Origin of the sequence: Natranaerofaba carboxydovora (assembly GCF_022539405.1) — a bacterium.
Lineage (GTDB): Bacteria > Bacillota > Natranaerobiia > Natranaerobiales > Natranaerofabaceae > Natranaerofaba > Natranaerofaba carboxydovora.
In genome coordinates, this window is the sequence record NZ_CP054394.1 from 1,852,174 (window position 1) to 1,877,802 (window position 25,629).

A 25,629-nucleotide genomic window follows, 5' to 3' on the forward strand; every position below is an offset into this window, starting at 1 on the left:
AATCTTAATTCATATAAATTTTGCTTAAATACTACTGCTCTCTGAAGATACTTCTTGACTTTGGTCTTTACTAGCATTTATCTGTAAGAAAGCCACTACAACCAATATTACTACCCCTGAAATATCTGCCCATAGTGGTGGTGTCACTAGTAAAAGCCCAGCAGCCATAACTAGAGCTCTCTTCCAGTTTTCTAACAGACCAAAATACCATGACTGAACAGCAGAAGCTATTCCATATACACCTATAAGGGCCGTGATTGTTCTAAGGACTACGGTTAACATTGCAAGCTCACCGACGACTTCTGCTCCATCAGCCCCTACTGTCACAAGCTGGAAAAGTTCTTCTGTATTTCCTAATATCAATGCCGGAGCATAATAGAACATATATGGCACTATATATGCCGTTAAACCAAGTCTAAATGATAGATAACTTGTTTTCATAGGATCTGAGCCGCTTATACCTGAAGCCGCATAAGCAGCAAGGGCAACTGGTGGTGTGATCGCTGATAAACAAGCAAAGTAAAAAACGAACATATGGGCAACCAAAGTAGGAAGTCCAATGCTAGTTAATCCCGGTGCCAAAATAGACGCCCCAATAGCATAAGCCGCTGTTGTAGGCATGCCCATACCTAATAGTATTGAAACACCCATAGCAAATACCAGTGCCAATAATTGGTTTGCCCCGGCAATTCCAAGAAGCATATTAGCAAACCTTAAGCCTATACCGGTCTGACCAATTACTCCCATAATTATTCCTGCAGCAGCACAAACAGACATTAGCTGAATTGTACCTCTAGCACCTTTTTCAAGGGCCTGCACCACGTGCATAAAGTTCATACCTACCCCAGTCTTCTTCTGGGAAATATACTCAACCAAAGCATGTAGCCAGCTTATAATAAAGCAGGAAACAATTCCTATAAAACCTGCCATAATTATAGACCATCCAGTAAGTAACATATAGAAAAGAATTATTACCGGTAAAAATAGATAACTTCTTTTTAGTACGTGCCTAAGATCAGGTAAAGCCTTTCTTGGAAACCCTTTTAGATTTAGCTTTATCGCTTCGTAATCAACCATTAGATATGCTGAGAAGAAATATAATAAAGCCGGTATAATACCAGCAAGCATTATTCTTTGATAAGGTATTCCTGTTAATTCAGCCATAAGGAAGATACCAGCTCCCATAATAGGTGGCATTACCTGTCCGCCTGCAGAAGCAACAGATTCAGTAGCCGCTGCAAACCTGGGAGTATATCCTACTTTTTTCATCAGCGGAATAGTCAAACTTCCAGTAGCAACTGCATTGCCTGCAGATGTTCCGTTCATTGTTCCCATCAAGGCACTTGCTAATATAGATACTTTGGCAGGTCCTCCTCTAGCGAAACCACTAACTGCAAAAGCCCACTGCACAAAGAATCTACCTACACCAGAAACTGTTAAAAATGCAGCAAAAATAATAAACAATACTATATATCTAGAAGATATAGCTACAGGCTCACTAAAAATACCATAGTCACTGTACATATAACCAAAAAACCTTTGCCAACCAATACCGCTGTGAGCTATCCATCTTGGTAGCATATCTCCGAATAATCCATAACCAAGGAAAATAAACGAAAGTATCAATAGTGCCTTACCACTTGTTCGCCTAACTAGCTCTAATACCATGGCAATACCAGCTATCGCCATTACAACATCAAGTGGATCAGGGCTAACTCTTATTCGCCAGATCAGTTGATCAAATTGTGAAAACAAATACACAAATATTAATAAGCAGGCCACAATTCCAAACCAGTCAATTATAGCCATTCTGTCTTTATATTTTTCACTCATAGGTACCAGTAAAAAACCCAAAGCAGACAAACTTAAAACGTGAAGTGCCCTGAGTTTCATTGGATCAATAGGGTTAAAAACTAAAAAATAAATATGAGCTAACGATATAATTGCGGCAAAAGCCATTAATATTATACCCTTATATCCATCAAACTGCCTCTGCCCCGAGTGCTCAACCTCATCTTCGACATCAAGGTTTTTTAATTGTTCCGCCTGTTCTTCGGTTAGTTCCATTTTATTATCTTTTTTCTTGTTGCTCATTGGCCGCCCCTCCCATCATTTAATCTTATAGATGGAGCCAACCCTCATGAAAGACATGAAAGACTGGCTCCATCTCAATCTTGGGATTTCTAGGTCAAATCAACTAGCTATTTTATTATTAATCTATAGGCTGTGCATCATCATGAATATCATAGTCATTTTCTTCGAACCATTCAGCTGCACCAGGATGAAGTGGTAAGAAGTCGTTTGTATCGATATTTTCTGGCACAGTTTCTTCTGCAGCATCGTGAGCATCAACCATATCTTCATGGTTACTCATAACTGCATCAACGATCTCGTATACAAGATCATCTGGTAGATCTTTGTGTCCAATAGCCCAGTTAAATACAACAACTGTCTCAATATCTTCATCAATTGAATCATAAGTGTCTTCAGGTATTACTGCTTCACTCCAGAAAGGCATATCTTCCATAATTGCATCTCTTTCTTCTCCCTCGACCGGGATAAGATCTACTTCCTCTGGCCCTACATTAGCTTCATATTCAAGATATCCACCAACAGGAATTCCAGATGAGAAACTGTTAGCATCAATCTGTCCATCCATGTGGTTATCTACTAAGTCAGATAGTGCAGCATGCACAGGATCTGCATCCACGCCTACTGCATCAAGCATAAGTGGGTGATAAGTTCCAGGAGTTCCACCAGTTGGTCCAACTCCTACAGACTTGCCATCAAGATCGCTAAGGCTCTCTATTTCGTCATCTGCATGAGCCCACCACTGCGAATAAGTACTATACATTGGGAAAAGTGCTCTTACGTTCTCTTGCGGCTGTCCTTCGTAAGCTGTCCCGTCTTCACCATAGTAACCTTCATAACCAATACCCATAGTAATCATACCAAGGTCGTTATCTCTCGCGTTAACTAGGAACATGTTATCTCCAGGTCCACCTGTTTGCTCAGTATTTACACCAACATCAACATTGTCTTCAATAACACTTGCCCAGCCACTACCATAGTAATAGTACACTCCACCAGAACCTGCAGTACCAAGACTCAAAGTTTCTGGCCATTCACCGTCATCTTCTGGATCATCAACATCTGCCTCTTCACCGCATCCAGCAACTATTAACGCTACTGAAGCAAGTAGTACTAGCATCAATACTAAAAAGCTTTTCTTTTTGAAAAACATTAAAACAACCCCTCCTAATTTTTTGATTTTTTTAAAATTTCTAACCCCAACTTTTTTTTAAATTTTTATATATTTTCTCTATATCCCCCCCTTACACAGACTTGCTTGAATTACTTGAATTGTACGAAAATTCCCATAATACGAAGTCGTAGCCCAACTAGTAACCCCAACAAAAGATAATTTGTATAAAATTTTCACACAATATAAATAATAAGAAAATTTCAGATTTTGATGTTTTACATTATACTTTTATATCATAATTTTGTCAAGGTTTTGTCAATAATCCTAACCACATGGATGTCCGGTTGCATTCTTCAGCTATCTATTCACTCTTTGTATATGACATGATTCTCTCTAAAAAAGTCTGTTTCAAAATAATTTGTCTCATATATTAAGTCAGATATCTCTAAAGCATCTTCAACCTTAGCTTGCCATTCATCTTTATTTTCAACTTCAACTTGGTCAGTTGTATTCATATCAAAAAAAGCATTTTTTTTGGAAATATAATATTTTCCATCTTTAATGAAAGAACCATCTCTAAATATAACAAAATCTTCTTCACTGTTTAAGACATCTCTACCCATGGTATATGAATGATCTACACCCATTATATTCGCTATCGTTGGGAAAATATCTATCATACCCATCTTTTCATCTATTTCACCTTCAAATCTACCATCTTGATCATATATACCAAAAGGTACTTTGTGTATAGTTATTTGCTCCTCTGGCTTATGAACATTTACTCCAAAAAATTGATTTAATTCTTGGTAGTGACGTTCGTTATAGTTAAAAGCAGCATGGTCTCCATAAAATGCGAGTAGGGTATTATCTAATATTTCATTTTCTTTTAGCAATTCATAAAACCTGCCGATTGCAGCATCCGTGTAATGGATTGATCGGATATAATCACCCACAATAGTATTTTCGTAACCAGACACGTCAATTCCTTCATAATCTTCAGGTTCAATATAGTTAAATGGATGATGACTTGTTAACGTTATTACAAAAGCAAAATAAGGCTCCTCTAAATTCTTAATATGATCAACACTTTGTTCTAGAAAAGTTTTATCTCCTAATAACCCATTGTACATTTCATCTTTTTCGAAGTTTTCCATACTAACAAAACTTTCATATCCTACATTTGGGTACGCTTCTTCCCTGTTATAGAACTCTCTATAATAGCCATGAAGTACCGAAGTATTATAACCAACTCTTTGTAAGACCCTAGGAAGAGAATAAAAATAGTTATCAGGATACTGCATATATGCACTCACATTTCCTGGTGGATACAGAGAAAAGTTAACAAGTGCTTCAGCATCAGCAGTTGCCATATCTGTTTGATCGTATGTCTTACTAAAAAACATACTTTCGTCAATAATCCTATTTAAGTTTGGCGTTATCTCTTGTCCATTTATTTCTTTATCAATAGCAACATTTTGTAAAGCCTCAATCTGCAGCAAAATTAAGTTTTTTCCTTCCATTTCCCCATAAAATTCTAACTCTTCCTCTTTCTTTTCAGGTTTATTATTTTCAAACCATCCTTCTATCCTCTGTTTGTCCCTTATATCCAGCCTGCTTTCTTCAACAACAGGGGTCCTGGCAACAGCCTCCCTGGTATAAAACATAAAAGGCCCTGAATCCCTCAACTGAATATGAGGATGCTGTTCTGACACTCCAGTATAAATACTTAGCACAGGAGTCCAAATAATTACCGTTATAGAAACAATTAAGGCAGCTATCATAAATCTAGAAAATTTCTTTTCATTCCTTTTCTCGTCTCCATTAACAACTTCGTAATCAGCTTTTGTGCTTTTACCTATTAGTTCATTTGTTATAGGTTGTCTAGAAAAAATATAAAACAATATCGGAATATCTATGATCCACAAAAATTCTCCCATCCTAAAGGTAGAATATACAGCCTGAAACATGGATAACCCTTCAGTGGAATGAGCCACAGTCTGCAAGGAAATATAGCTATGAAAGAACATATTATATACCCTGTTTGCTACTATTACAAAAGACATACCAAAGTTTATGATTAACCCATAAATAATCTGATAGTAACGTCTTTTTATGAAAAATATAGGTGAATAAAGTACTAGCAATATACTTAGATTTGCAACAACAAAAACAACAACCGTAAGAATACGCCAGTTAAGCTCAACTTCAGGCGCCTGAATACCAATCGAAAACAAAACAATCTTTATAAAAGATAAAGTCACAAGTGATTTTACTAAATTTTCATTAGAATAGGGTTTATTTATAAAATACTTCTTAATTCTGTTGTAATAATCACGCAACAGTATTATACCTCCCTATTGTTTATACTTAAAACGCACTGGAAAGTTGTCGTCAAATTCATCAAAATATTGTAGTTTTTCTGGAGTCCTATAGTTTTCTATTATCGACGGCAAATCGCTAACGATATTAAATAGTTGTTGAGCAAGTGATGGAGATTCAAGTCTAGCCTTTCTTGGATCATCTATCCCTGCAAGCTCTCCCGCTTTATCAACTGCTTCATTCATTCCTCCTAAGCTGTCTACAAGGCCTAGCTCATAAGCTTTCCGACCTGTAAATACTTCCCCCGTTGCAACTTCATAGACTTCATCTTTATCAATACCTCTGTAATCACTTATATCTCCTACAAATTGTTCATAAAAGTCATCGGACATATCTTGAATTTTTTGTTTTTCTTCATCTGTTAGGCTTTCATGACCCATACCTTTAAATTCTCCAGAAGTAATAACTTCAACTTCAATTCCTAGCTTCTCATATAAGCCTTCAAGATTCATAATTACACTAATCACACCTATAGAACCCGTGGTAGTACCAGCATTCGCCATGATATGATCAGCCGGGGAAGAAATATAATATCCACCTGATGCAGCTGTATCTGCCATAGATATAACTACAGGAAGTTCATAATTATCAATTATTGAAGCAATTTCCTGAGATGCTGCAACTGAACCACCCGGGCTATTTACCCTTAATACAACTGCCTCTGCTCCTCTATTTTCAATCTCACTCAGTCTACTATCAACTAAGTTTGGGTTTATCCCAGTATTCATAAAATCAACTGGCCCTTCCTGAATAGCCCCCTGAAGATCAACTACATATACTGTTCCTTCTTCTTCGGCAACATCTGTACCCGTCAAAGCAATAGAAAAGGCACCGACCATCAATAACATAACCAGAGGAATAGACAGGACCAACACAAAAACTATAATACTCTTTAAAGCAAACATTATCAAGTCTTTCAAATCATCTTTAACAAACATCTAACCATCCTTTCTTATTTTTCTTTTAATAAATAACGTAATTTTCTAGGTGTTATATTTAACTTATTAGCGGCCTTTTTTCTATCACCAATTGTTTCTTTTAATGTTTGTGTCACAATATTTTTCATAAAATTATTTTCAGCAATTGTAATTTGTTCCTTAATTTTGTTTAAATCTATCGTGTTTTTGTCTAAGTAATTATTTTCAAACCAGCTATTTAGCTTTTCCTCCAATTCCTTAGTGGAGTTATCCATGTCATCTATATTCTCTTCATTAGTTTCTTCAGTTTCTTCATCAGTTTTCTCGCCAGTTTCTTTAATCATCAAATATTCTTCTTTTATCACATTATCATTAGAAGATAATGCCAGGGCTCTAGAGAGGACATTAGATAGCTCTCTGATGTTTCCTGGCCAGGAGTAGTTTTTTAGTTTAGAAACCGTATCTGAGGTAAATTTAATTTTTTTATTTGATTTTTTCTCAGCAATATATTCTGCAAGAATAGGTATATCTTCTTTTCGATCTCTTAATGGTGGGATCTCTATATTAACAACATTCAACCTGTAATAAAGATCTTTTCTGAATTTTTCCATCTCTACTGCCTTTTCTAAATCTACATTTGTAGCAGCAATTATTCTACAGTTAGTGTTTATAAGTTTTTCTGATCCCACTCTATTAAACTTCCCACTATCTAATACTCTTAAAAGCTTAACCTGCACATTTTTTGAAGCTTCACCTATTTCATCTAAAAATAAAGTCCCATTATTGGCTATCTCAAACACACCTTTTTTGGATGTATAAGCATCGGTGAACGCTCCTTTTTCATGGCCAAATAACTGACTCTCCAAAAGTGTTTCTGCAAAAGCACCACAATTAACAGGGACAAAAGGATTATATGCCCTATCACTTAGACCATGAATATAACGAGCAAGTACTTCTTTTCCTGTTCCCGTTTCTCCTGTTACTAATATATTTATTTTTTTTGCAGCTATTTTTTCTACTACTGAAAGGATTTGCTGCATTTTTTGACTATATCCCACTACAAAACCAATATCTTCTCTAAGTTTTTTCGATTCTTTTGAATCTTTTGCCGGTCCATCTCCACTACTTAAGGCATTTGTAATTACCTCTTCCAAATCATTCAAGTCTTCAAAAGGTTTTTCTATATAATCATAAGCACCTTTTTTTATAGCTTCTACAGCAGTCCTGATTGTGCTTACCCCTGTAATAATAATAACATTGGTCTCAGGGGAATTTTCAGTGATTTCTTCCAATAAGTCAATACCATTCCCATCAGGCAGCTTCAAATCTAATATGACTAAATCATATTTATTCTCCTTTAATAAACCTCTTGCACTACCCATATCAAGCGCTGTGCTTGCTTCTATTTTGAGCTTTCTTAAAAAGTATTTAAAAAATTCTCCAATATCTTTTTCATCATCAACTACCAATACGCCAGACAAGCCAACTCCCCTCCCCAATAACCCAAAAATCCTAAATAAATCACAAAACCAGAATCACGCTTATCATTAAACGGGAATATACAGAGTAAAAGAACTACCCTTACCCTCTTCACTTTTAAATTTTATTTCACCATTGTGGTTTTTAATTATTCCCATACTTACAAAAAGACCTAATCCATATCCTTCTTTGTTATCATCTTTTGTTGTATAAAAAGGTTGAAATAAATTTTCTCTTTCCTTTTCTGCTATGCCACAACCATTATCCGCTATAGTAACATAAACCATCTCTTTATCGTTCTCTTTCTCGTTGATCTCTAAAAGCCCTGTTTGTATTTTAATTTCCGGGCTTATCTCATTTTCTACCGCATCACTAGCATTAAATATAAAATTTATTATAACCTGTTCTAGCTGTTGTTTGTTCCCTGTAACAAAAGAAACGTCCCCTTTTTCAAATATAATATTAATACCCTTTTTTTCTAGTTGATAGGTAATCATCTCCAAGACATCATTTACACATTCATTAAGACATGTTTTTTCCCATTCGCTTCCTTCTTCTTTGGCAAAGGTTAATAATTTCTTTATTATATTTTTACATCTCTTACCACTTTCAACAATTCTTTTTACGAGTATTTTTCTTTCATCATCCTCATCTAGTTCAGATAAAAGCAGTTGTGAATTACCAAGAATGGTTGTAAGGGGATTATTAATCTCATGAGCAACACCTGCTGCCATTTCCCCTGTTGCTTTTAACTTAGCGGATTGGATTAGCTGGCTTTCCATCATTAATTTTTCCGTAATATTTCGCTCACTAATCACCCCACCAAAGACTTGGCCTTCCTTATCTTTAGCAGGATAAGAATAAACATCGAAGTAATCTTCTCCAATCTTTTTTCGTTTTTGGACTGGCTCTCTAAGTTTGAACATTTTTTTCATAGGACATTTGCCACACGGTCTACTCTTGTTATGAAATGCTTTATAGCATTTTTCCCCTGCCGTATCTTCTCTCAACTGATAGTAATTTTTAGTAGCATCATTATACCTAAGCAGATTATAATCCTTATCTATAACATATATTTGATCTGTAATAGCCTTAAAGGTCTCTTCCCAGCGCTTATTCAAGGATAAAACTTCATTATATAGACTTGAGTTTTCAATGCCTATGCTTAAAAGGTCAGTTAAGTTCACCAAAAATTCACCTTTTTGTACATCTAAATCAACATTATCTTCTACTTTTATTATCAAAAAACCTAAATAATTTGATTTTGCTTTTAAAGGAAAAATTGTCACACGATTTTCCAAGCAGCTCTCTGGCCTGGCTTTATAATCAAAATTTATCTGTAACTTTTCTAATTCGTCAGTCTTATCCAGGTCAACAAAATCATTATCTTCAAGTGATTTCCTAACACACGCCAAAATATTGCTGTTTTTTGGGTAAAGAGCTAGAGTATCAATTGGGATCACCTTATTTAACAGAAAGGCAATTTTTTTCAGTATACTTTTTAGGGATACATCTAATTTAATGCTTTTAGCTATTTCATTTATTATCTCTAGCTGGGTATTTCTTTCTTCTAGCTCTTGGGTCTTATCCTTCAATTCTGTATAATAACTTAATTTGGAGGATCCAACCCCTGTTAGATTACTTAATAAATCTCTTTTAGCCATTTAATCACCTTTTTTGTTAAGTTTAATTTTTAATACACTTTACTTTTGTGAATAGACTTTTTGCACCAAAATCATGTTTATAATAGTTATATTGCTGTCTTAAAAACTTTTTCAATATCTTCTTTTGAAGCGTCCCTTGGGTTTGTAACAAGACAAACATCCTTTAATGCATTTTGACTAAGCAAAGGTATATGTTCCTCTTTTACCCCAAATTCTCTTAAATTTCTTGGTATATCTATATCTCTTGCCAGTTTGTCTACTGCAGAGATCGCTTTTTCAGCTAATTCTCTTGAACTTAAATTTTCGTCAGCCTCTCCAAATGCCCTTGCTATATCTGCATACTTTTCTACACAGGAAATGAGGTTAAATCTCATAACATATGGTAACAAAATTGCATTTACTGCGCCATGGGGCACGTCTAGAAAGCCGCCTAATTGATGAGTCATGGCATGAACGGCTCCAAGGATCGCATTAGAAAAAGCTTTCGCTGCCTGAATAGATGCCATAGCCATCGCTTCTTTGGCTTTCATATTATCTTTTTGAGCTGTAGATTGACGCAAATTACTAGATATTAGCTTAATTGCATTTAGTGCATTCACATCAGTAAAAGGTGTAGCGGCAATAGAAGTATAAGCCTCTATTGCATGAGTTAATGCATCCATTCCAGTATTGGCTGTAAGTTCAAAAGGCTTTGTCGCCAGCATATTTGGATCTGATATCGAAATATCAGGTATTAAAGACTTTGAAACTATACTCATCTTTGATTTCTTTTCTTTATTGGTAATTATACAAAACTGAGTTATCTCTGCACCAGAACCAGCTGTAGTAGGAACAACTACAAGGGGAGGCAGTGGCTTTGTTATCTTGTCAATACCTTCATAATCCTCAATACTGCCTCCATTTGCTACCAAAATAGCTATAGCCTTAGCAGCATCAATTACACTTCCACCACCAACTGCTATTATAGCATCACATCTATTATTAAGGTATTCTTCTGCACCATTTACAATTTCATAGTCTTTAGGATTTGGTGTGATCTCTGTCCAAACCGAATACGACAAGTCTGCTTCTTTAATATATTTTATACTTTCATCTACCCAGCCCGTATTCTTAACCCCTTCATCGCTTACAACAAAAACTTTATTGGCACCTAATCTGTCAGCACTTTTTCCTATCTCAATATGAGAACCTGCTCCAAAGATAATCTCTGGTATTACAAACTTGAAAATATCCATTTTTTGCCTCCAATTTATAGAATATATTTATAGAATATATTTAAAATAACTCTTTATTGACAATAATATATTATTCTGAAATAAATACTTCTCCAAAAAAGATACAATCCCTTTTCATTTTTTCGTCACATCGCGACAAAATTTCGGCACATTTTTGCGTTTTTTCGGAAGATATATAAATATGCTATTATACTGAATTATTGTATTTACGGCATTATTGATAACTTTCTGAAATTAGCAATAATTGTGGCATGATTATTGCAAGTTTAATAAAGCAAGTATTTTAATTTAAATTTTTCAAGGAGGGTTTATCTAATGGAAAAGACGTATAGTTTTTTCATGCCAACTGTAAACTTAATGGGACCGGGAACTTTTAATCAAGCGGGAGAAAGAATGAAGTCTCTAAACTGCAAAAAAGCACTTATTGTAACCGACAAAGGTATAAAAGACCTTGGAATGGCTGATGAGCTAAAAGAGGTAATAAAAAAAGAAGGTTTGGAAGCAGTAGTTTATGCTGATACAGCTCCTAACCCCACAGATAAAAATGTCGCAGAAGGCGAAAAAATGTTTAAAGATGAAAACTGCGACATAGTAGTCTCCCTTGGAGGCGGAAGCAGCCACGACTGCGGAAAAGGAGTTAGAATCGTAGCATCTAACGGAGGTAACATAAGAGATTACGAAGGTCTTGATCAATCCGAAAAAGCAGATGTACCTATGATTGCTATTAACACCACAGCCGGGACTGCTTCAGAGATGACCCGTTTTTGCATTATAACTGACACAGAAAGAAAAATCAAAATGGCTATTGTAGATTGGAGAACTACTCCTGATGTTTCGATAAATGATCCTCTAACTATGATGAAAAAACCTCCTCAACTAACTGCCGCAACTGGAATGGACGCTTTGACACACGCTGTGGAAGGTTATGTTTCTGTAGATCACACTCCTGTTACTGATGCTGTAGCACTAAAGGCAATAAGGTTAATCTCAGAAAATTTAAGAACAGCTGTAGCAAATGGCGACGATTTTGAAGCAAGAGATAACATGGCTTATGCCCAATTCTTAGCTGGAATGGCGTTTAACAACGCAGGCCTTGGATTTGTACATGCTATGGCTCACCAGTTAGGTGGATTCTACGATCTACCTCACGGTGTTTGTAATGCAATCCTACTTCCACATGTAGAAAGCTTTAATTTGATTGCTAGCCCAGAGAGATTCAAAAATATTGCAGAAGCTATGGGAGAAAACGTTGAAGGTCTATCAGACAGAGAAGCAGCTGAAGTAGCCCTAGAAGCCATAAAAACCCTTTCAGTTGATATAGGAATCCCCGAAGGTCTTGAAGAGTTAGGAGTAAAAGAAAAAGACGTTCAGATCATGGCAGAAAATGCTATGAAAGACGTCTGCAGCCTTGCTAACCCCAGAAAAGCTAAGCTTGAAGATATCGTAGAAATATTTAAAGGCGCTATCTAATATACATTAAACCTGATTCTGGTGCAAACAATCTATTCTATGACTTTTCGCACCAGAATCAACCATTAATTTGATCATTGTTTTTTAGACTATAGTTTAAGGAAGGTGATTATTTTGAAAATTTATCGTGTAAACCTCAATACTGAGGAAGTAAAGACAGAAGAAGTCCCTGAGAGCTACGCCCCACTAGGTGGAAGAGCTTTGACCTCTCAGGTAATAAGTGACGAAGTAGACCCGGGAGCTCACCCACTTGGTGAAAACAACAAACTAGTATTTGCGCCTGGTCTATTGTCAGGAACAAGGGCACCAAGCTCCGGACGTCTATCAGTAGGAAGCATCAGCCCTCTAACAGGAGGAATTAAAGAGAGTAACGCAGGCGGAACAGCTGCACAGTATTTTGGCAAATTAAATATAAAAGCACTCATAGTAGAAGGTGCTAAAGATGACGGCAAAAACGTCCTTGTAGTAAATAAAGACGGAGTAAAATTAGAAAAAGTTGACGGCCTAAAAGGCCTCGGTAACTACGAAGCAGGGGACAAGCTAAGAGAAAAATACGGCAAAAACGTCTCGGTTATGACCATTGGCCCTGCCGGAGAACACAAGATGACAGCAGCAAGTATCGCAGTCTCAGATATAGACAAAAACCCGGCAAGAGCAGCAGGCAGAGGTGGCCTTGGGGCTGTTATGGGCTCAAAAGGGCTAAAAGCTATAGTCATAGACGATACCGATGCACCTGGCGTAGTAATGCATGACGAAGATGCCTTCAAAAAAGCAAGTAAAAAGTTCTCCAAGATTATCCTTGACCACCCGGTATCAGGAGAAGCCCTAAGAAACTACGGTACCGCTGTACTAATCAACATCCTAAATGAAGCTGGTGGCCTACCCACTAAGAACTTCGAATCAGGAAGATATGACAAAGCAGATGACACAAGCGGTGAAACCATGGTAGATATAATCAAAAAACGTGGTGGCAAAGCAAGTCACTCCTGCCATCCTGGATGTATAATGGGATGCAGCCAGATCTACAACGATGAAGATGGTAACTACTTCACTGCAGGATTCGAATACGAAACAGTCTGGGCTTTTGGGGCTAACTGCTTGATTAACGATATGGACGCTATAGCATACTATGACAGATGCTGTGATGATATCGGCCTTGACACCATAGAAACAGGTGTAACCATGGGTGTTGCCATGGAAGCTGGAATAATAGAATTTGGCGACAAAGACGGGGTAAAAAGACTTTTTGACGAAGAGATCAGAAAAGCCACACCTCTTGGAAGACTCCTTGGTTCAGGTTCAAAAGTAACCGGCCAAACTTACGGGGTTACCCGTGTACCTGAAGTAAAAGGACAGGGTATACCCGCTTATGACCCAAGAGCTGTCAAAGGTGTGGGTGTAACTTACGCTACAAGTACCCAGGGCGCTGACCACACAGCAGGCTACTCTGTAACTGCTAATATCCTAAAAGTCGGTGGAGAAGTAGACCCACTGAAAAAAGAAGGCCAAACAGAACTATCCAAAAACCTTCAGGTAGCTACAGCTGCAATTGATTCTACAGGGCTTTGCCTCTTTGTAGCTTTTGCAGTACTTGACAACGAAGAAGCTGTGCCTACTATAGTGGATATGCTTAATGCGCAGTACGGTATCAGCCTTACACCTGACGATGTAACAGAGCTTGGCAAACAAATCCTTAAGGTAGAGCGTAACTACAACAAAAAACTAGGCTTTACCAGGGAAGATGATAGAATGCCTGAATTCTTCCAGAAAGAAAAGCTGCCACCACACGATGTTACTTTTGACTTTACAGATGAGGAGCTTGACTCTGTTTATCAGGATTTAGAATAAAAGAGTTCAAAGTAAATTAGGATAGATTAATTGATTAGGTTAAAAGTTTAGCCAGTAATATTCAGTAAGTTAGTTTTAACTATTTGCTTCAAAAAAGGGCCGGGTAAATAACCAATTAATTTTACCGGTCCTTTTTATATCCTAAATATTTTGATAGTATAACATTATTGGAGGCGGATATAATTGGATTTAGAAAAAATAAATCTTGATTTTGAAAAAGATTATATAAAAATAAATCAAGGCGATGGAATAAAATTAGTCCCAAAAAAAGCTAATGTCAAAAAACTGTATATTGAGCTAACAACCGAATGTAATTTTGACTGTATAACTTGCATACGAAATTCTTGGGATGAAGCCCCTGGTCATATGCCAGGCAAAACACTGTCCAAAATATTAAAGCAGATTGATGAGCTTTCTGAGCTGCATACTGTTCATCTTGGTGGCTTTGGCGAACCGTCTATGCACCCTGAATTTCTTAATGTCTTAGAAACTATTAAACAAAAAAATATCAAAGCTGAATTTATTACAAATGGCAATGCCCTTAAAGAAGAATATGCAAACAAAATCCTAGAGATAGGTGTAGATAGAATAATTATATCTGTCGATGCACCAGAAAAAGAATCCTTTGAAAAGATTAGACTTGATTCTGATTTTGAACAATTAATTAACAGAATTGAGTATATTAATTCCTTAAAGAAACAAAAAAAATCAAAGAAACCTGAATTATGGATTGAATTTGTCGCAATGAAAAGCAATTACAAAATGCTCCCTGACCTGGTTAAAATGGCTGGAAAATATATGATTGATTCCATAATAGTGACTAACTTACTACCCTACACCAAGGATATGGTTAACGAAATTTTGTACGATGCAAATGAAGATGATCTAGACATTGGTAGTGGTGGAGGTTTAATTTATTTCAAATCCAAACTACCTGAAATGAAGCTTAGAACCACTAGATACTGTAACTTCGTTGAGTCAAATTCAATGGTAATTAGTAGATATGGACAAGTAAGCCCCTGTTATTCTTTTTTACATCAGCAGCCTGAGTATATATACGGACGAAAAAAGCTCAACAAAAAACATTATTTCGGCGATACAAATAAAGAAAGTCTTAAAGATATATGGCAAAAGGAAGATTATATAAAATATCGTTCCAACGTCAAAGATGCCTATTTCCCTTCTTGTACTGATTGCAAATATTTAGAAGGATGTTCAATGACAGACGACAATTCTCTTGACTGCTGGGGGAACTCTCCTACCTGTGCAGATTGTTTATGGTACCGAGGTATAATAATCTGCCCTTAATTTTCTAATTTACACTTTTATGATAATATTAATCACAGGAATTTAATAATTATATCTATATTATCATTACAAAATTATTATCATTACAAAATCAGAGTCATTCATAGGAGGGTACATTTCTTGAAAAAAATTCAAATCAGTACTTCCCAGGTTAAAGTAAAAGCTTATTTGAACGATAGTCATACTGCAGATGTTATTTGGGACAACCTACCTCTTAGCGGCAAAGTAAACACATGGGGAGATGAGATCTATTTCGGTGTCCCTATTAACGAAAAAGAAGAAAACCCTGTCGCTGAAGTTAATATTGGTGACCTTGCTTACTGGCCCGATGGTAATTTCTTTTGTATTTTCTTTGGCAAAACTCCTATATCAACAGACTCATCCATCAAACCTGCAGGACCAGTTAATATCGTCGGCAAAGTGGACGGGGATCCAACCGAACTAAAAAAAGTATCTGATGGAGAAAAAATCCAGGTCGACAAAGTTTAGTTCATATATCTAACTTTGTCACGACGGTATTTAGTATCTGTTCCCTTAATTTCATCTGGATAACCAAGCACAGCAAGGCCAAGGGGTAAGTAACCTTCTTCTAAATCTATTAATTGAGAAGTTTTTTCTATTCTTTCCTGCTTAGGATATATCCCTATCCATACACTTCCAATGTTAAGTGCCGTCGCTGCTAACAAAATATTTTGCATTGCTGCTGAACAATCTTGAATCCAGTATTCTTCCTTTTTATCGCCACAAACTACAATACATGCAGAAGCATCTTTTATCATTCCTGCATAAGGATGAACTGTAGATAATTGTTTCAAAACAATTTCATCACGAATAACTACAAAAAACCAGGGCTGCTTATTCATGGCAGTAGGTGCTGCCATTGCAGCCTGTAATATCTTTTCAACCTTCTCATCTTCTATTTTTTTATCTTTATATTTTCGAACACTTCTTCTTTCAAATATTAAATCAAGCTTATTATTATCAATCATATTATCACCTACCCTAAATTGTTTTGGTATACTTTCCCTTAAGCAGTGAACAAATTGCTTGATATCTTATTAGGCAAGGACTCCCGATTCTTCTCAGTAACTTCAATCAAACTAACATCCTCTCTAGTTTTTACATGATCACAAAATTTATTAGAACTTTTCATCGGGTAGATACAATTCTAAAACCAACCCTTTTATTGTTGTTGCTATCTCTAAGTTCTTCTGTAAAAAATCCCACTACCGGAGTTTTAATGAGCTCTATACTTTTCATTATAACAGTAGTCTTACCAATCCCTGGTCTGCCTGTCAAGAGAATATTATTCACGACTATGAACCTCCTTCCACTATCTATTTTATAAGAAAAAATTATACCTATAAAGATCTTACAAATTTTTATATTCGTTACATTTTATATATTCAATTTATGTCAAATTATATGGTATAATTAAAGAAGCTTGTAATATGTCATCACATTTAAAAAGGGGAGCCTAGCCTATGACTCAAGAACCTTTGCCTGAAGAGAAAACTGAAGAAGAAGAATTAAAAGCAAATTTACAAAACGAAATTAAAAAAAAGAAACATTTTCGGTTTTTTTGGATTAATATTGTAATTGGCGTAGTATTAACTATAATTTTACTTGTAATATTACTTTATCTAGCACCAGGAAGACAAGAAGCTTCACCTTATCCACCCACTGATGAAACAAGATTAATCTTTGAAGATAAGGATTTAGGAACAGAACACACTCTACAAAAAGATGATGAAACTTATATTTCAAAAGTATTTCTAAAAGAACATATCGATCCCTATATTCACTACGATGAAAACGGTGATTACGTAACAATAACATCACATGAAAAAGTTTTTCAAATGCAAACAGACCAGCTCACTGCATATGTTAACGAAGAAGAAACAGAATTAAACTTCCCCCCAACAATCCATGAAGACCAACCTTATCTCCCTGCAGATGTACTACAAGAGGTTTATCCGGTCGAGGTACATTATTTTGAAGAAGATAATCTGGCATTATTAGAAAATCTTGAAGAACAGGCTTTAAAAGGTAATGTAAAAGAAAATGAAACAGGCATTTTGCGTGAGGGCCCTTCCATTAGGAAGGGCATTATTGACAGATTAGACGAAGGGGAAGAAGTAATAATCTATTCAGAGGAAAACAACTGGTTTTTTGATTGGTATTATGTACGCACTCCTGATGGCTATCTAGGATACATATCAAAAGATGATTTAACCTTAGACGATGTAACTTTTAGAGAAGCTGTCAAAAAAGAAACCCCTCGCCATGTTCCAAACATATCTATGGGAGAACCAATTAGCCTTACCTGGGAACATGTCATAACAAATACACCAAATCCTGATGAAATGCCTTTACTTTCGGGAGTCAATGTAATAAGTCCCACATGGTTTCACCTTAATAACTCAAAAGGTGAGCTTGATAATGTAGCAGACAAATCATTTGTCTACTGGGCCCACCAAAATGATAAGCAGGTTTGGGCTCTTATTTCTAATAGATTTGATCCCGCAAAAACACATGAGTTTTTGCGGGATCCAAATGCAAGACAAAATACCATAAATCAACTTTTATTGTTTTCTGAAATTTATAACCTAGATGGTATTAACTTCGATTTTGAAAATATAAAATTAAAAGACCGGGATTACTACACCCAATTTATAAGAGAAGCCACCCCATTTTTAAGAGAGCAAGATCTCGTGGTATCTGTTGATGTAACATTTATATCTGAAAGCGAAAATTGGTCAAAAAGTTATGACCGAAAAGCCCTTGCCCATACAGTAGATTTTGTTATGGTCATGGCCTATGACGAGCACTGGGGAGACAGCCCTGTAGCTGGCTCTGTTGCGAGTCTTCCCTGGGTCGAAAATAACTTAGAAGAAATCCTGAAAAAAATACCAGGTGAACAATTAGTACTTGGCATTCCTTTTTACACAAGGTTATGGAAAGAAGAAGAGAATGAAACAGGCGAAATAGAAGTCTCTTCAAGTGCTTATGGTATGGACAGAATAAAAGAGATCCTCGATGAACACGACGCTGATATAACTTTTGACGAAGATACAAAGCAATACTATGCCGAATACACAAACGATGATAATAGGTATCGTACATGGTTAGAAACACCCGAATCTATCAAAAAGCGTATTGATCTAGTTCACGAATATGACCTTGCAGGAGTTGCATCCTGGAGAAGAGGTTTTGAGACAGATGATATTTGGGACGTAATAAAAGAAAACCTATATAGACCTACATCAGAGTAAAGCACGATTAATTAATCTTAAGGTTGCATTAATGCCCATAACATAGATAGATGCCGTATCCAAATAAGTAGAAATTATCGCATCAAATAAAATATTCCCATTGGCAGAAAACTCATCATCAGCTTCCCAAATAATAAATGCTTGATTTAATTTTGGAAAAACTGGAATAATGGCACCGTAATCTCCCATTTCACCTTTTTCTCCACCAAGGGCTTCTACTCCCTTGAAAAAATTCTCCTTTTTCCCTGCTAGTTTTTTTACAAGCGGAGTAATTGCATCTTCTATAAAACAGCTATGGTGATGCCCCCCTTGGGGCAGTTCCAAAAAGTTAATCCATCTGCCTTTTGGGGGAAGCCCACTTGCATTTCTTAAATAATAAAGCATAAGAACCTGATCGCTGATAAGTATTGTGTCACCCGTATGATCCTCTTCATCTTCTATATTTGTTTCTTTATTAACTGGTCTACCACACCCATTTTTCTCAAGTTGAAATTTGTCTTCTTTGAAATCGTCTGCAAAAGCGAACTCACCCTCTGGAAACTTGATTATATAATCCTGGTTCAAATATCTTAGCTTAAAAATACCCCTCCCCTCTTCAATCTCTTCAAACACAGCCCCGCTGCAATCGGCCATCAAAAATGGATCACCTTCTTTAAATTCTTCCTTAGCTTTTATTAAGGCACTTATATTTTTTTCTTCCAAGTAAACTCACTCCCTTTATTTCATTTTAATTAATCTAATCTTATCATTTATCTTTTAATCATTTATCTTTTAATCATTTATCTTTTATCTAATTCTTGTTTATAAAAAATTATCCTTCATCTGTAAAAATATAAGTCGAGTTTACAAAATGTTTATCTTTTATTTGAATTAGTTTTGAAAAGGCACTATATAATTAAACCATCATAATTGAAGGAGGGATATTATGCTAACATCATTTAAGGGGAAACTAATAGCTATTTTAGCGGTTCTTGTTCTCTCCTTGACAATGGCTATGGGCTGTGAAGAAGAGCCTATGGAAGAACCTGAGCCTAAAGATGATCAAATGGAGGAAAAAGAGGAAGAAATAGGCCTTGGTGATCTTTTAGATTTTGCATAAGTTTATTATTGAAAAGCGCAGATTTGATCTGCGCTTTTTTATTATTTTGAAAATAGATGATATAATATCTTTAAGGTATACTGATACATTAATATATTTACTTAGTTATTTTGTTTTTCTGTATATTTATTATTCTAGGCATATTATATGTGTCTTTACTTTTTGATTGTACAAGATAGGGGGAAGGTAATGTGGAACACCAATTATTAATAATTGAGGATGATACAGAACTATGTAACATGTTAAAAATATCTCTAGAACATAAAGGCTTTAACGTTGAGTTGGCATATAATGGCGATGAAGGGATAGAAAAAATAAAAAGCAATAAATATTCTCTTATTATATTAGATGTAATGTTACCTAAAAAAGATGGCTGGGAAGTATGTCAAAAAATAAGAAGCAGCGAGCATAATTCCAAAACTCCTATTTTAATGTTAACTGCAAAAGTTGAAGAAGATGATAAAATATTAGGTCTAAAATTAGGAGCAGACGATTATGTAACAAAACCGTTTAGCCCTAGAGAGCTAACAGCCAGGGTTGAAGCACTTATAAGAAGAGCAAATGATTTTGAAGAAAAAGACAACGCCTATCAATATAGAGATTTAACAATTGATCCTAATACTTATAAAGTAATCGTTAACGATAGTGAACTTCAGTTAACACATAAAGAATTTGAACTACTGCTTACATTATGTAAAGATTATGGAGTAGTATTTAGTAGAGACAAATTATTAGAAAAAATCTGGGGGTTTTCTTTCATTGGCGGAACCAGAACAGTTGATGAGCATATCAAAAGACTAAGAAAAAAAATAGAATCTAAAAGTGATTATACTTTTATTCAAACTGTTTGGGGAGTAGGATATAAATTCGAGGTGAAGGAAAATGCAAATAATTGATAAAATAAAACCTAAATCTCTATTTTCTAAATTAATAAGCAGCTATATGATCATTATTTTTGTTACACTTCTAATTCTTGGCGGGATTATGTCTTATTTATTAGAGCAGCATTTTTATGGTGCAAGAGAATGGGAGATAAATTCGCAAGCTCAAAAAGCGGCTTCTATGCTCGAAGAACCCATAATTGAAAAAAATGCTTCAGAAATAATTGAAAAAACTGCTACTCTATCAAAATCATTTGAGTCTAACATTAATGTGTATGATAGCAATGGCAATGTTATAACAAAGGCTAACTATATAGATGACACAGATAACGACGCAAGGGATAACGATGATAATGTAAACATCGAAAAAAATGAAAAAGAACACGTTTTAAAAGGTAATTCTTTCACCAAAAAAGTATTTGGACCTCAAGCAAAAAGACTTTTGGTTGCAATACCTATCACAGTAGAGAATGAATCAGTTCATGCAACTACAACTCAAATCGCTGCATCTGATGAAGATGAAATACTTGGCTTTGTAACCTTAAACGCTCCTTTGATTGGTTTTGAGGATACTTTAGCAAGTATTTTTAGAATAACTTTAATTTCGGGGGCAATAGCTGTATTTTTTGCTACAATATTTGCCTTTACAATCTCAAGAAATATCACCAAGCCTTTAAAGCATATTAACGAGTCAGCCAAAAAATTAGCTTCAGGCAATTATAAACAAGTAGGAGAAGAAAACATCAAAGAAAACGAAGATGAACTAAATAAAGTTTCAAAAACTTTCAATGTCGCTGCAAATCAAATAGATCAGACCATCAAAGAGCAAAAAAAGCTCGCAGTCTATCGAAAAAATCTAGTTGATAACGCTTCGCATGAGTTTAGAGCACCTTTAAGTACAATCAGAGGATATTGCGAATTATTGATAGATGGTATTTTGCCAAGAGAAAAACAAAAAAAATATATCCAAATCATTATGAATAATACTTTGAATTTAAATAAGATGGTCGACGAGTTATTGGAACTATCCAATTTAGAAAGCGGCAGTATAAACCTTGAAAATGAAAAGTTAACACCAGAAAAAATAGCCAAGCAAAATCACGAAAATATATTACCTATGGCGGACGAAAAGTCACAGAATATTGAATTACAAATTTTAAATGACAAAAATGATTTAGGTTACTTTCTAGGTGATGTAACAAGAGTAAATCAAATACTCTCTAATATATTAAAAAACGCTGTACAATTTACGCAGCCAGGAGGTAAAATAAAATTTAGCGTTGGGGCAGAAAACAATTTTGTTGTGTATACAATCGAAGACAATGGAAAAGGCATACCTGAAGAAGAAATGCAAAATATATTTCAAAGGTTTTACAAGTTAGATAAATCCAGGAATGACAATTCAACTACTGGTCTTGGGTTAGCTATCGTTAACGAACTTGTAAAAGCTCATGATGGAGATATTAAAGTTGAAAGCAAAGTTGAAGAAGGTAGCATTTTTAAAGTTTATTTCCCAAGATACGAAAGTTAAAATACCATGGAAAAAAATTATTTAAGGTTATGTTGCTTTTGAGGGGCTATCCCAAAATTACTTTTGGGTATAGCCCTTTTTTGAGTGTAATTTTAAATACAATATAAATATTTCTTATATCCATAAAATTTATTTATGTCTTAAGGGCCGCCCTTAAAACCCCATTAAAATGGTTTTTTTATGTTTTTTAAAATTGTTTACAAATTTGACACATTTAAAAATATATTTTAATATTATTATAGATTAAAAAATACCCAATACTTGCCTGGGGTAATTAAAACATTTAGGAGGGATTATGTATGTCAAGGCAACAGACCAGTTTATCTAGGAAAGGTTTTCTAAAAAGATCAGGCGCATCCTTACTTACTTTGTCAATGGCCGCAGGACTTGGCGGAGCAGCGTTAGCAGGCTGTGACAAAGACAAAATAGCAGATGCACCTGATGGAATCGAAGTTCCAGATTGGCCTTATAATTATGTAAAGCTTGATCCAGAGGCTGCTGCACAAAGAGCTTATGATGGTTATCAAAGAAGAATTCATGATGACCTAGGCGGATGAGGTATCGGAGCTGCCGAAGGGACCTTCGGCTTAATGGCGGAAGAGTTAGGAGATCCTTTTAACCTAATTCCACCAGAAATGTATGCACACTTTTCTGGTGGTATAGCTGGCTATGGCTCGCTCTGTGGCTGTCTTTCTGTAGCTGCATCAGCTATTGGCATGGTTTCAGACAGAGAAACTCAAGGGAAGTTAACTCAGGAGCTCTTTAAATGGTACAAGGATGAGGCTCATCCATGTTGGACTCCTGAAGGGGAAGAAGAATACCCTAGGGAAGTAGTAAATTCCATTTTATGTCATGTTTCTGTAACCAAATGGTTAAAACACGCTGCAGAAGAATTTGGAGAAAGAGTTGAGTTCAGTGGCGAAGAACGTGGTGAAAGATGTGCCAGGGTCACAGCGGCAACCTGCAAGAAAGCAATTGAGCTTTTAAATGCCGAGGCAGATGGTGTCTTTGAATCCGAACATAACTTAACTGATGATGTAGAAGATTGTATGACCTGTCATGGCGATGAAGGTGATGCAACAGTTACTCACGGAAGCGACAGCTGCTTAGAGTGCCACAGTGATGTAGACATTAGCGATGATCATGGCGGACTAGACATAAATGAAATGAAAGATAAAATAGATCAAATAAAATAACTTTATAATTTTAAAATGGACAACCTAGTCAAGTGATATCGGGGAGGGTAGAATTATCTATCCTCCCTTTTATTATTTTACAACAAAAAATTACGAATAATTTTTTAGTCCAGGTAATAATATAAGAAAGGAGCTCGTACATATCCTTATTTACTAAAAGGAGGAAAAATATGAGTAGATTAATATACTATTATAGTGGTAAAGTTAAAGATTTAAAGTCAAACTTAGAAGGCGTAATGTGTAGAAAGGTAATAAACCTAAATCAATATAAGTTGATGAAATCGAACAATCAAAAATCTTTTAAAAACAAAGAGTCAAATCAAATACCTTTTCGGCCAAAATACAAATAATTAAATAAATTTCTTCAATAACTTTACCTTCAATTCATCTGAAAAATTCTACCATTATATTTTAACCATTCACGTTTCTCTTTATAATCCGGTATTACACTTTCTACTGCTTGCCAAAATTCTTTCGAATGATTAGGATAAAGTAGATGAGTCAGTTCATGTACAACAACATAATCAATCACAGATATAGGTGCCATAGCTAATTTCCAATTAAAGTTTAAATTACCTAAACTACTGCAGCTCCCCCAACGTTTTTTTTGAGTTTTAATTCTCACCTGGTTAGGCTCTACACCTACTTCCCTTTTATAATAATTAACCCTTTCAATAATAATTTTTTTTCCTTTTTCCCGAAACCATTTTTCTAGGGCATTAATTATTAATTCCCTACTATTAGACTCCTTCAGACATACAATATGAAATATATTATTATTAAAATAAATTTCTATATTTTTAATATATGATTTTTTCTTTTTGCCATCCACTTCTATTATCTCGATAGGATAATCTTCCCCCAAAAATAATATCTTTTCCCCAGTAACAAAATTTTTAGACGCAGGTGGCTCTTTAACTTTTTGTAATTCTTTTATTTTATTAAATATCCATCTTGATCTTTTTTGAAGTATATATTTAATTTCTTCTTCTTTTGCAGTGTGTGGAGCTTTAACTACTACTTTCATATCTGTGTCTATCGTAATACCTATTGTTTTTTTTCGTTTTTTGCTTTTTGTAACATCATATTGGATTTTAAATTCATTATTCTCGTACTGAAGCACTATTGTTTTCATCCGGTTTTATTCACCTACCCAAACAAAATATTTACAACAAATCACCTGACGAAATTCACCCAATAACCCTAATAACCCTATTGACTTATAGTGTTAAAGCTGATACAATTAAGTCAATCATTACCCCCCTCCCACGGGGCGCGGGAAGCAAGGGTGATATTATCAAAATTTGGAGGTGTTATAATGATTAAAGCATTTAAGAATTTTCTTAAAAGGTTAGAAAAAACAAATAAACAAGAGTTTGGCAATAAAAAATTAAGCTGTCATAATGTTAACCAGGCCGGAAGTTGTGAACATGAAAAAACCAAGTCGAATAAAAAATAACGCAGTAAGTTTTTATATAATAAAACAGGGTAAAGATCAACTCCTTTCCCTGTTAATTTTTTTAATGTATCTAACAAACGCAGGGCCAAAGCCAAACAAAGCCTTAACAACCCCTATAATCCAGCCTAAAGCTATACCATATATTATGTAAAAAATCATACTCCTCCTTTTTGTTTTAGTTTCGCCCAAGTACCATAAAAGACCTACAAAATATACAGAAAATATTATACTCAATACAAAGTTCTCTTCTAAGTTTGTTATATGGGTTATAACATTTCCAAACAAAACGCCAATTACTATTCCTACAGCAGTATTTATTAATGGCTTTTTTAGAAGTTCTAACTGTCCTTTTTGAAGTTCTTTATAGCATTCTAAGCAGGATATAATTCCATTCTCAGAACAACACTCTTCGCAAAGAGGATTATTACAAAAAACGCACTTTGCTATAACAGTTCTACTAGGATGCATCTTGCAGTATCCTGTTTGGGTATTTGTCAGAATACAATATGCCTCATTTATTTTTATAAATTCTTTCTCAGCCTTCTTTATATCAGGCGAGTTAACATGCATGTCTGGATGATATTCTTTCACAAGGTTATAATACGCTTTTTTAATTTCCTTTTGGTCTGCATCTTTATTAATTCCTAGTATTTTATAGTATTTATCCAAGGTTACCACCT

The 25,629-nt window shown here is 35.1% G+C and carries 24 protein-coding genes; 12 read left to right on the forward strand and 12 right to left on the reverse strand.

The window, feature by feature from the left end; translation table 11 throughout:
- Positions 1-24: 24 nt before the first annotated feature.
- The 7 genes from ACONDI_RS08870 to ACONDI_RS08900 form a co-directional block, all read right to left on the reverse strand.
- Positions 25-2,094, reverse strand: coding sequence for a TRAP transporter permease (locus ACONDI_RS08870; protein ID WP_241078179.1), 2,070 nt, complete (start codon positions 2,092-2,094; stop codon positions 25-27).
- Between the two features lie 118 nt (positions 2,095-2,212).
- On the reverse strand, positions 2,213-3,244 hold the full coding sequence (locus tag ACONDI_RS08875; protein ID WP_241078180.1) for a TAXI family TRAP transporter solute-binding subunit: 1,032 nt from the start codon (positions 3,242-3,244) through the stop codon (positions 2,213-2,215).
- 326 nt (positions 3,245-3,570) lie between these two features.
- A complete protein-coding gene (locus ACONDI_RS08880) occupies positions 3,571-5,547 on the reverse strand; it encodes an LTA synthase family protein (RefSeq protein WP_241078181.1) in 1,977 nt (658 codons plus the stop codon).
- Between the two features lie 15 nt (positions 5,548-5,562).
- The gene (gene sppA / locus ACONDI_RS08885; RefSeq protein WP_241078182.1) at positions 5,563-6,525 is read right to left on the reverse strand and encodes a signal peptide peptidase SppA; all 963 of its coding nucleotides are present in this window, start codon (positions 6,523-6,525) and stop codon (positions 5,563-5,565) included.
- Positions 6,526-6,539: 14 nt separating this feature from the next.
- Entirely contained in the window at positions 6,540-7,985 is a 1,446-nt protein-coding gene (locus tag ACONDI_RS08890) for a sigma-54-dependent transcriptional regulator (RefSeq protein ID WP_241078183.1), read from the reverse strand.
- A 66-nt stretch (positions 7,986-8,051) separates the two neighbouring features.
- Complete coding sequence (locus ACONDI_RS08895) at positions 8,052-9,647, reverse strand: ATP-binding protein (protein ID WP_241078184.1); 1,596 nt, start codon at positions 9,645-9,647, stop codon at positions 8,052-8,054.
- Between the two features lie 86 nt (positions 9,648-9,733).
- Positions 9,734-10,882, reverse strand: a complete 1,149-nt coding sequence (locus ACONDI_RS08900; protein ID WP_241078185.1) for an iron-containing alcohol dehydrogenase — start codon at positions 10,880-10,882, stop codon at positions 9,734-9,736.
- A 315-nt stretch (positions 10,883-11,197) separates the two neighbouring features.
- Between ACONDI_RS08900 and ACONDI_RS08905 the strand changes: the two genes are divergently transcribed.
- From ACONDI_RS08905 to ACONDI_RS08920, 4 genes are all read left to right on the forward strand, one after another.
- Positions 11,198-12,352, forward strand: a complete 1,155-nt coding sequence (locus ACONDI_RS08905) for an iron-containing alcohol dehydrogenase (RefSeq protein ID WP_241078186.1) — start codon at positions 11,198-11,200, stop codon at positions 12,350-12,352.
- Between the two features lie 114 nt (positions 12,353-12,466).
- Positions 12,467-14,200: an aldehyde ferredoxin oxidoreductase family protein gene (locus ACONDI_RS08910; RefSeq protein WP_420848140.1), complete on the forward strand. Its 1,734-nt coding sequence runs from the start codon at positions 12,467-12,469 to the stop codon at positions 14,198-14,200.
- Between the two features lie 183 nt (positions 14,201-14,383).
- A complete protein-coding gene (locus ACONDI_RS08915) occupies positions 14,384-15,508 on the forward strand; it encodes a tungsten cofactor oxidoreductase radical SAM maturase (protein ID WP_241078188.1) in 1,125 nt (374 codons plus the stop codon).
- 120 nt (positions 15,509-15,628) lie between these two features.
- Positions 15,629-15,997, forward strand: a complete 369-nt coding sequence (locus ACONDI_RS08920) for a cyclophilin-like fold protein (protein WP_241078189.1) — start codon at positions 15,629-15,631, stop codon at positions 15,995-15,997.
- Here ACONDI_RS08920 and ACONDI_RS08925 read toward each other — a convergent pair.
- A complete protein-coding gene (locus tag ACONDI_RS08925) occupies positions 15,994-16,497 on the reverse strand; it encodes a nitroreductase family protein (protein ID WP_241078190.1) in 504 nt (167 codons plus the stop codon). The genes ACONDI_RS08920 and ACONDI_RS08925 overlap by 4 nt on opposite strands.
- A gap of 160 nt (positions 16,498-16,657) precedes the next feature.
- Positions 16,658-16,822 carry a nucleoside-triphosphatase gene (locus tag ACONDI_RS08930; RefSeq protein ID WP_241078191.1) on the reverse strand — a complete coding sequence of 55 codons (165 nt, stop codon included), beginning with the start codon at positions 16,820-16,822 and terminating at the stop codon, positions 16,658-16,660.
- A gap of 170 nt (positions 16,823-16,992) precedes the next feature.
- Here ACONDI_RS08930 and ACONDI_RS08935 point away from each other — a divergent pair, with 170 nt between their 5' ends.
- Positions 16,993-18,783 (forward strand): glycosyl hydrolase family 18 protein, encoded by a 1,791-nt coding sequence (locus ACONDI_RS08935; protein WP_241078192.1) that lies wholly within the window; start codon positions 16,993-16,995, stop codon positions 18,781-18,783.
- On the opposite strand, the gene ACONDI_RS08940 is transcribed toward ACONDI_RS08935, so the two are convergent.
- Positions 18,775-19,485 carry a DUF3786 domain-containing protein gene (locus tag ACONDI_RS08940; protein WP_241078193.1) on the reverse strand — a complete coding sequence of 237 codons (711 nt, stop codon included), beginning with the start codon at positions 19,483-19,485 and terminating at the stop codon, positions 18,775-18,777. The two genes, ACONDI_RS08935 and ACONDI_RS08940, sit on opposite strands and share 9 nt — an antisense overlap.
- Before the next feature lie 223 nt (positions 19,486-19,708).
- On the opposite strand from ACONDI_RS08940, the gene ACONDI_RS08945 reads away from it, so the two are divergent.
- The 6 genes from ACONDI_RS08945 (at position 19,709) to ACONDI_RS08970 (ending at position 23,840) form a co-directional block, all read left to right on the forward strand.
- Positions 19,709-19,882, forward strand: coding sequence for a hypothetical protein (locus tag ACONDI_RS08945; RefSeq protein WP_241078194.1), 174 nt, complete (start codon positions 19,709-19,711; stop codon positions 19,880-19,882).
- A 191-nt stretch (positions 19,883-20,073) separates the two neighbouring features.
- A complete protein-coding gene (locus ACONDI_RS08950; protein ID WP_241078195.1) occupies positions 20,074-20,778 on the forward strand; it encodes a response regulator transcription factor in 705 nt (234 codons plus the stop codon).
- On the forward strand, positions 20,765-22,294 hold the full coding sequence (locus ACONDI_RS08955; protein ID WP_241078196.1) for a sensor histidine kinase: 1,530 nt from the start codon (positions 20,765-20,767) through the stop codon (positions 22,292-22,294). The genes ACONDI_RS08950 and ACONDI_RS08955 overlap by 14 nt, the downstream gene beginning before the upstream one ends.
- A gap of 299 nt (positions 22,295-22,593) precedes the next feature.
- Positions 22,594-22,851 (forward strand): hypothetical protein, encoded by a 258-nt coding sequence (locus ACONDI_RS08960; RefSeq protein ID WP_241078197.1) that lies wholly within the window; start codon positions 22,594-22,596, stop codon positions 22,849-22,851.
- A 3-nt stretch (positions 22,852-22,854) separates the two neighbouring features.
- Positions 22,855-23,490 (forward strand): C-GCAxxG-C-C family protein, encoded by a 636-nt coding sequence (locus tag ACONDI_RS08965; protein WP_277397852.1) that lies wholly within the window; start codon positions 22,855-22,857, stop codon positions 23,488-23,490.
- A 170-nt stretch (positions 23,491-23,660) separates the two neighbouring features.
- Complete coding sequence (locus ACONDI_RS08970; RefSeq protein WP_241078199.1) at positions 23,661-23,840, forward strand: hypothetical protein; 180 nt, start codon at positions 23,661-23,663, stop codon at positions 23,838-23,840.
- Positions 23,841-23,869: 29 nt separating this feature from the next.
- On the opposite strand, the gene ACONDI_RS08975 is transcribed toward ACONDI_RS08970, so the two are convergent.
- Positions 23,870-24,625 carry a M48 family metallopeptidase gene (locus tag ACONDI_RS08975; protein ID WP_241078200.1) on the reverse strand — a complete coding sequence of 252 codons (756 nt, stop codon included), beginning with the start codon at positions 24,623-24,625 and terminating at the stop codon, positions 23,870-23,872.
- 183 nt (positions 24,626-24,808) lie between these two features.
- Between ACONDI_RS08975 and ACONDI_RS08980 the strand changes: the two genes are divergently transcribed.
- Complete coding sequence (locus ACONDI_RS08980; protein ID WP_241078201.1) at positions 24,809-24,949, forward strand: LDCC motif putative metal-binding protein; 141 nt, start codon at positions 24,809-24,811, stop codon at positions 24,947-24,949.
- A 36-nt stretch (positions 24,950-24,985) separates the two neighbouring features.
- On the opposite strand, the gene ACONDI_RS08985 is transcribed toward ACONDI_RS08980, so the two are convergent.
- Positions 24,986-25,618 (reverse strand): J domain-containing protein, encoded by a 633-nt coding sequence (locus ACONDI_RS08985; protein WP_241078202.1) that lies wholly within the window; start codon positions 25,616-25,618, stop codon positions 24,986-24,988.
- Positions 25,619-25,629: the final 11 nt, after the last annotated feature.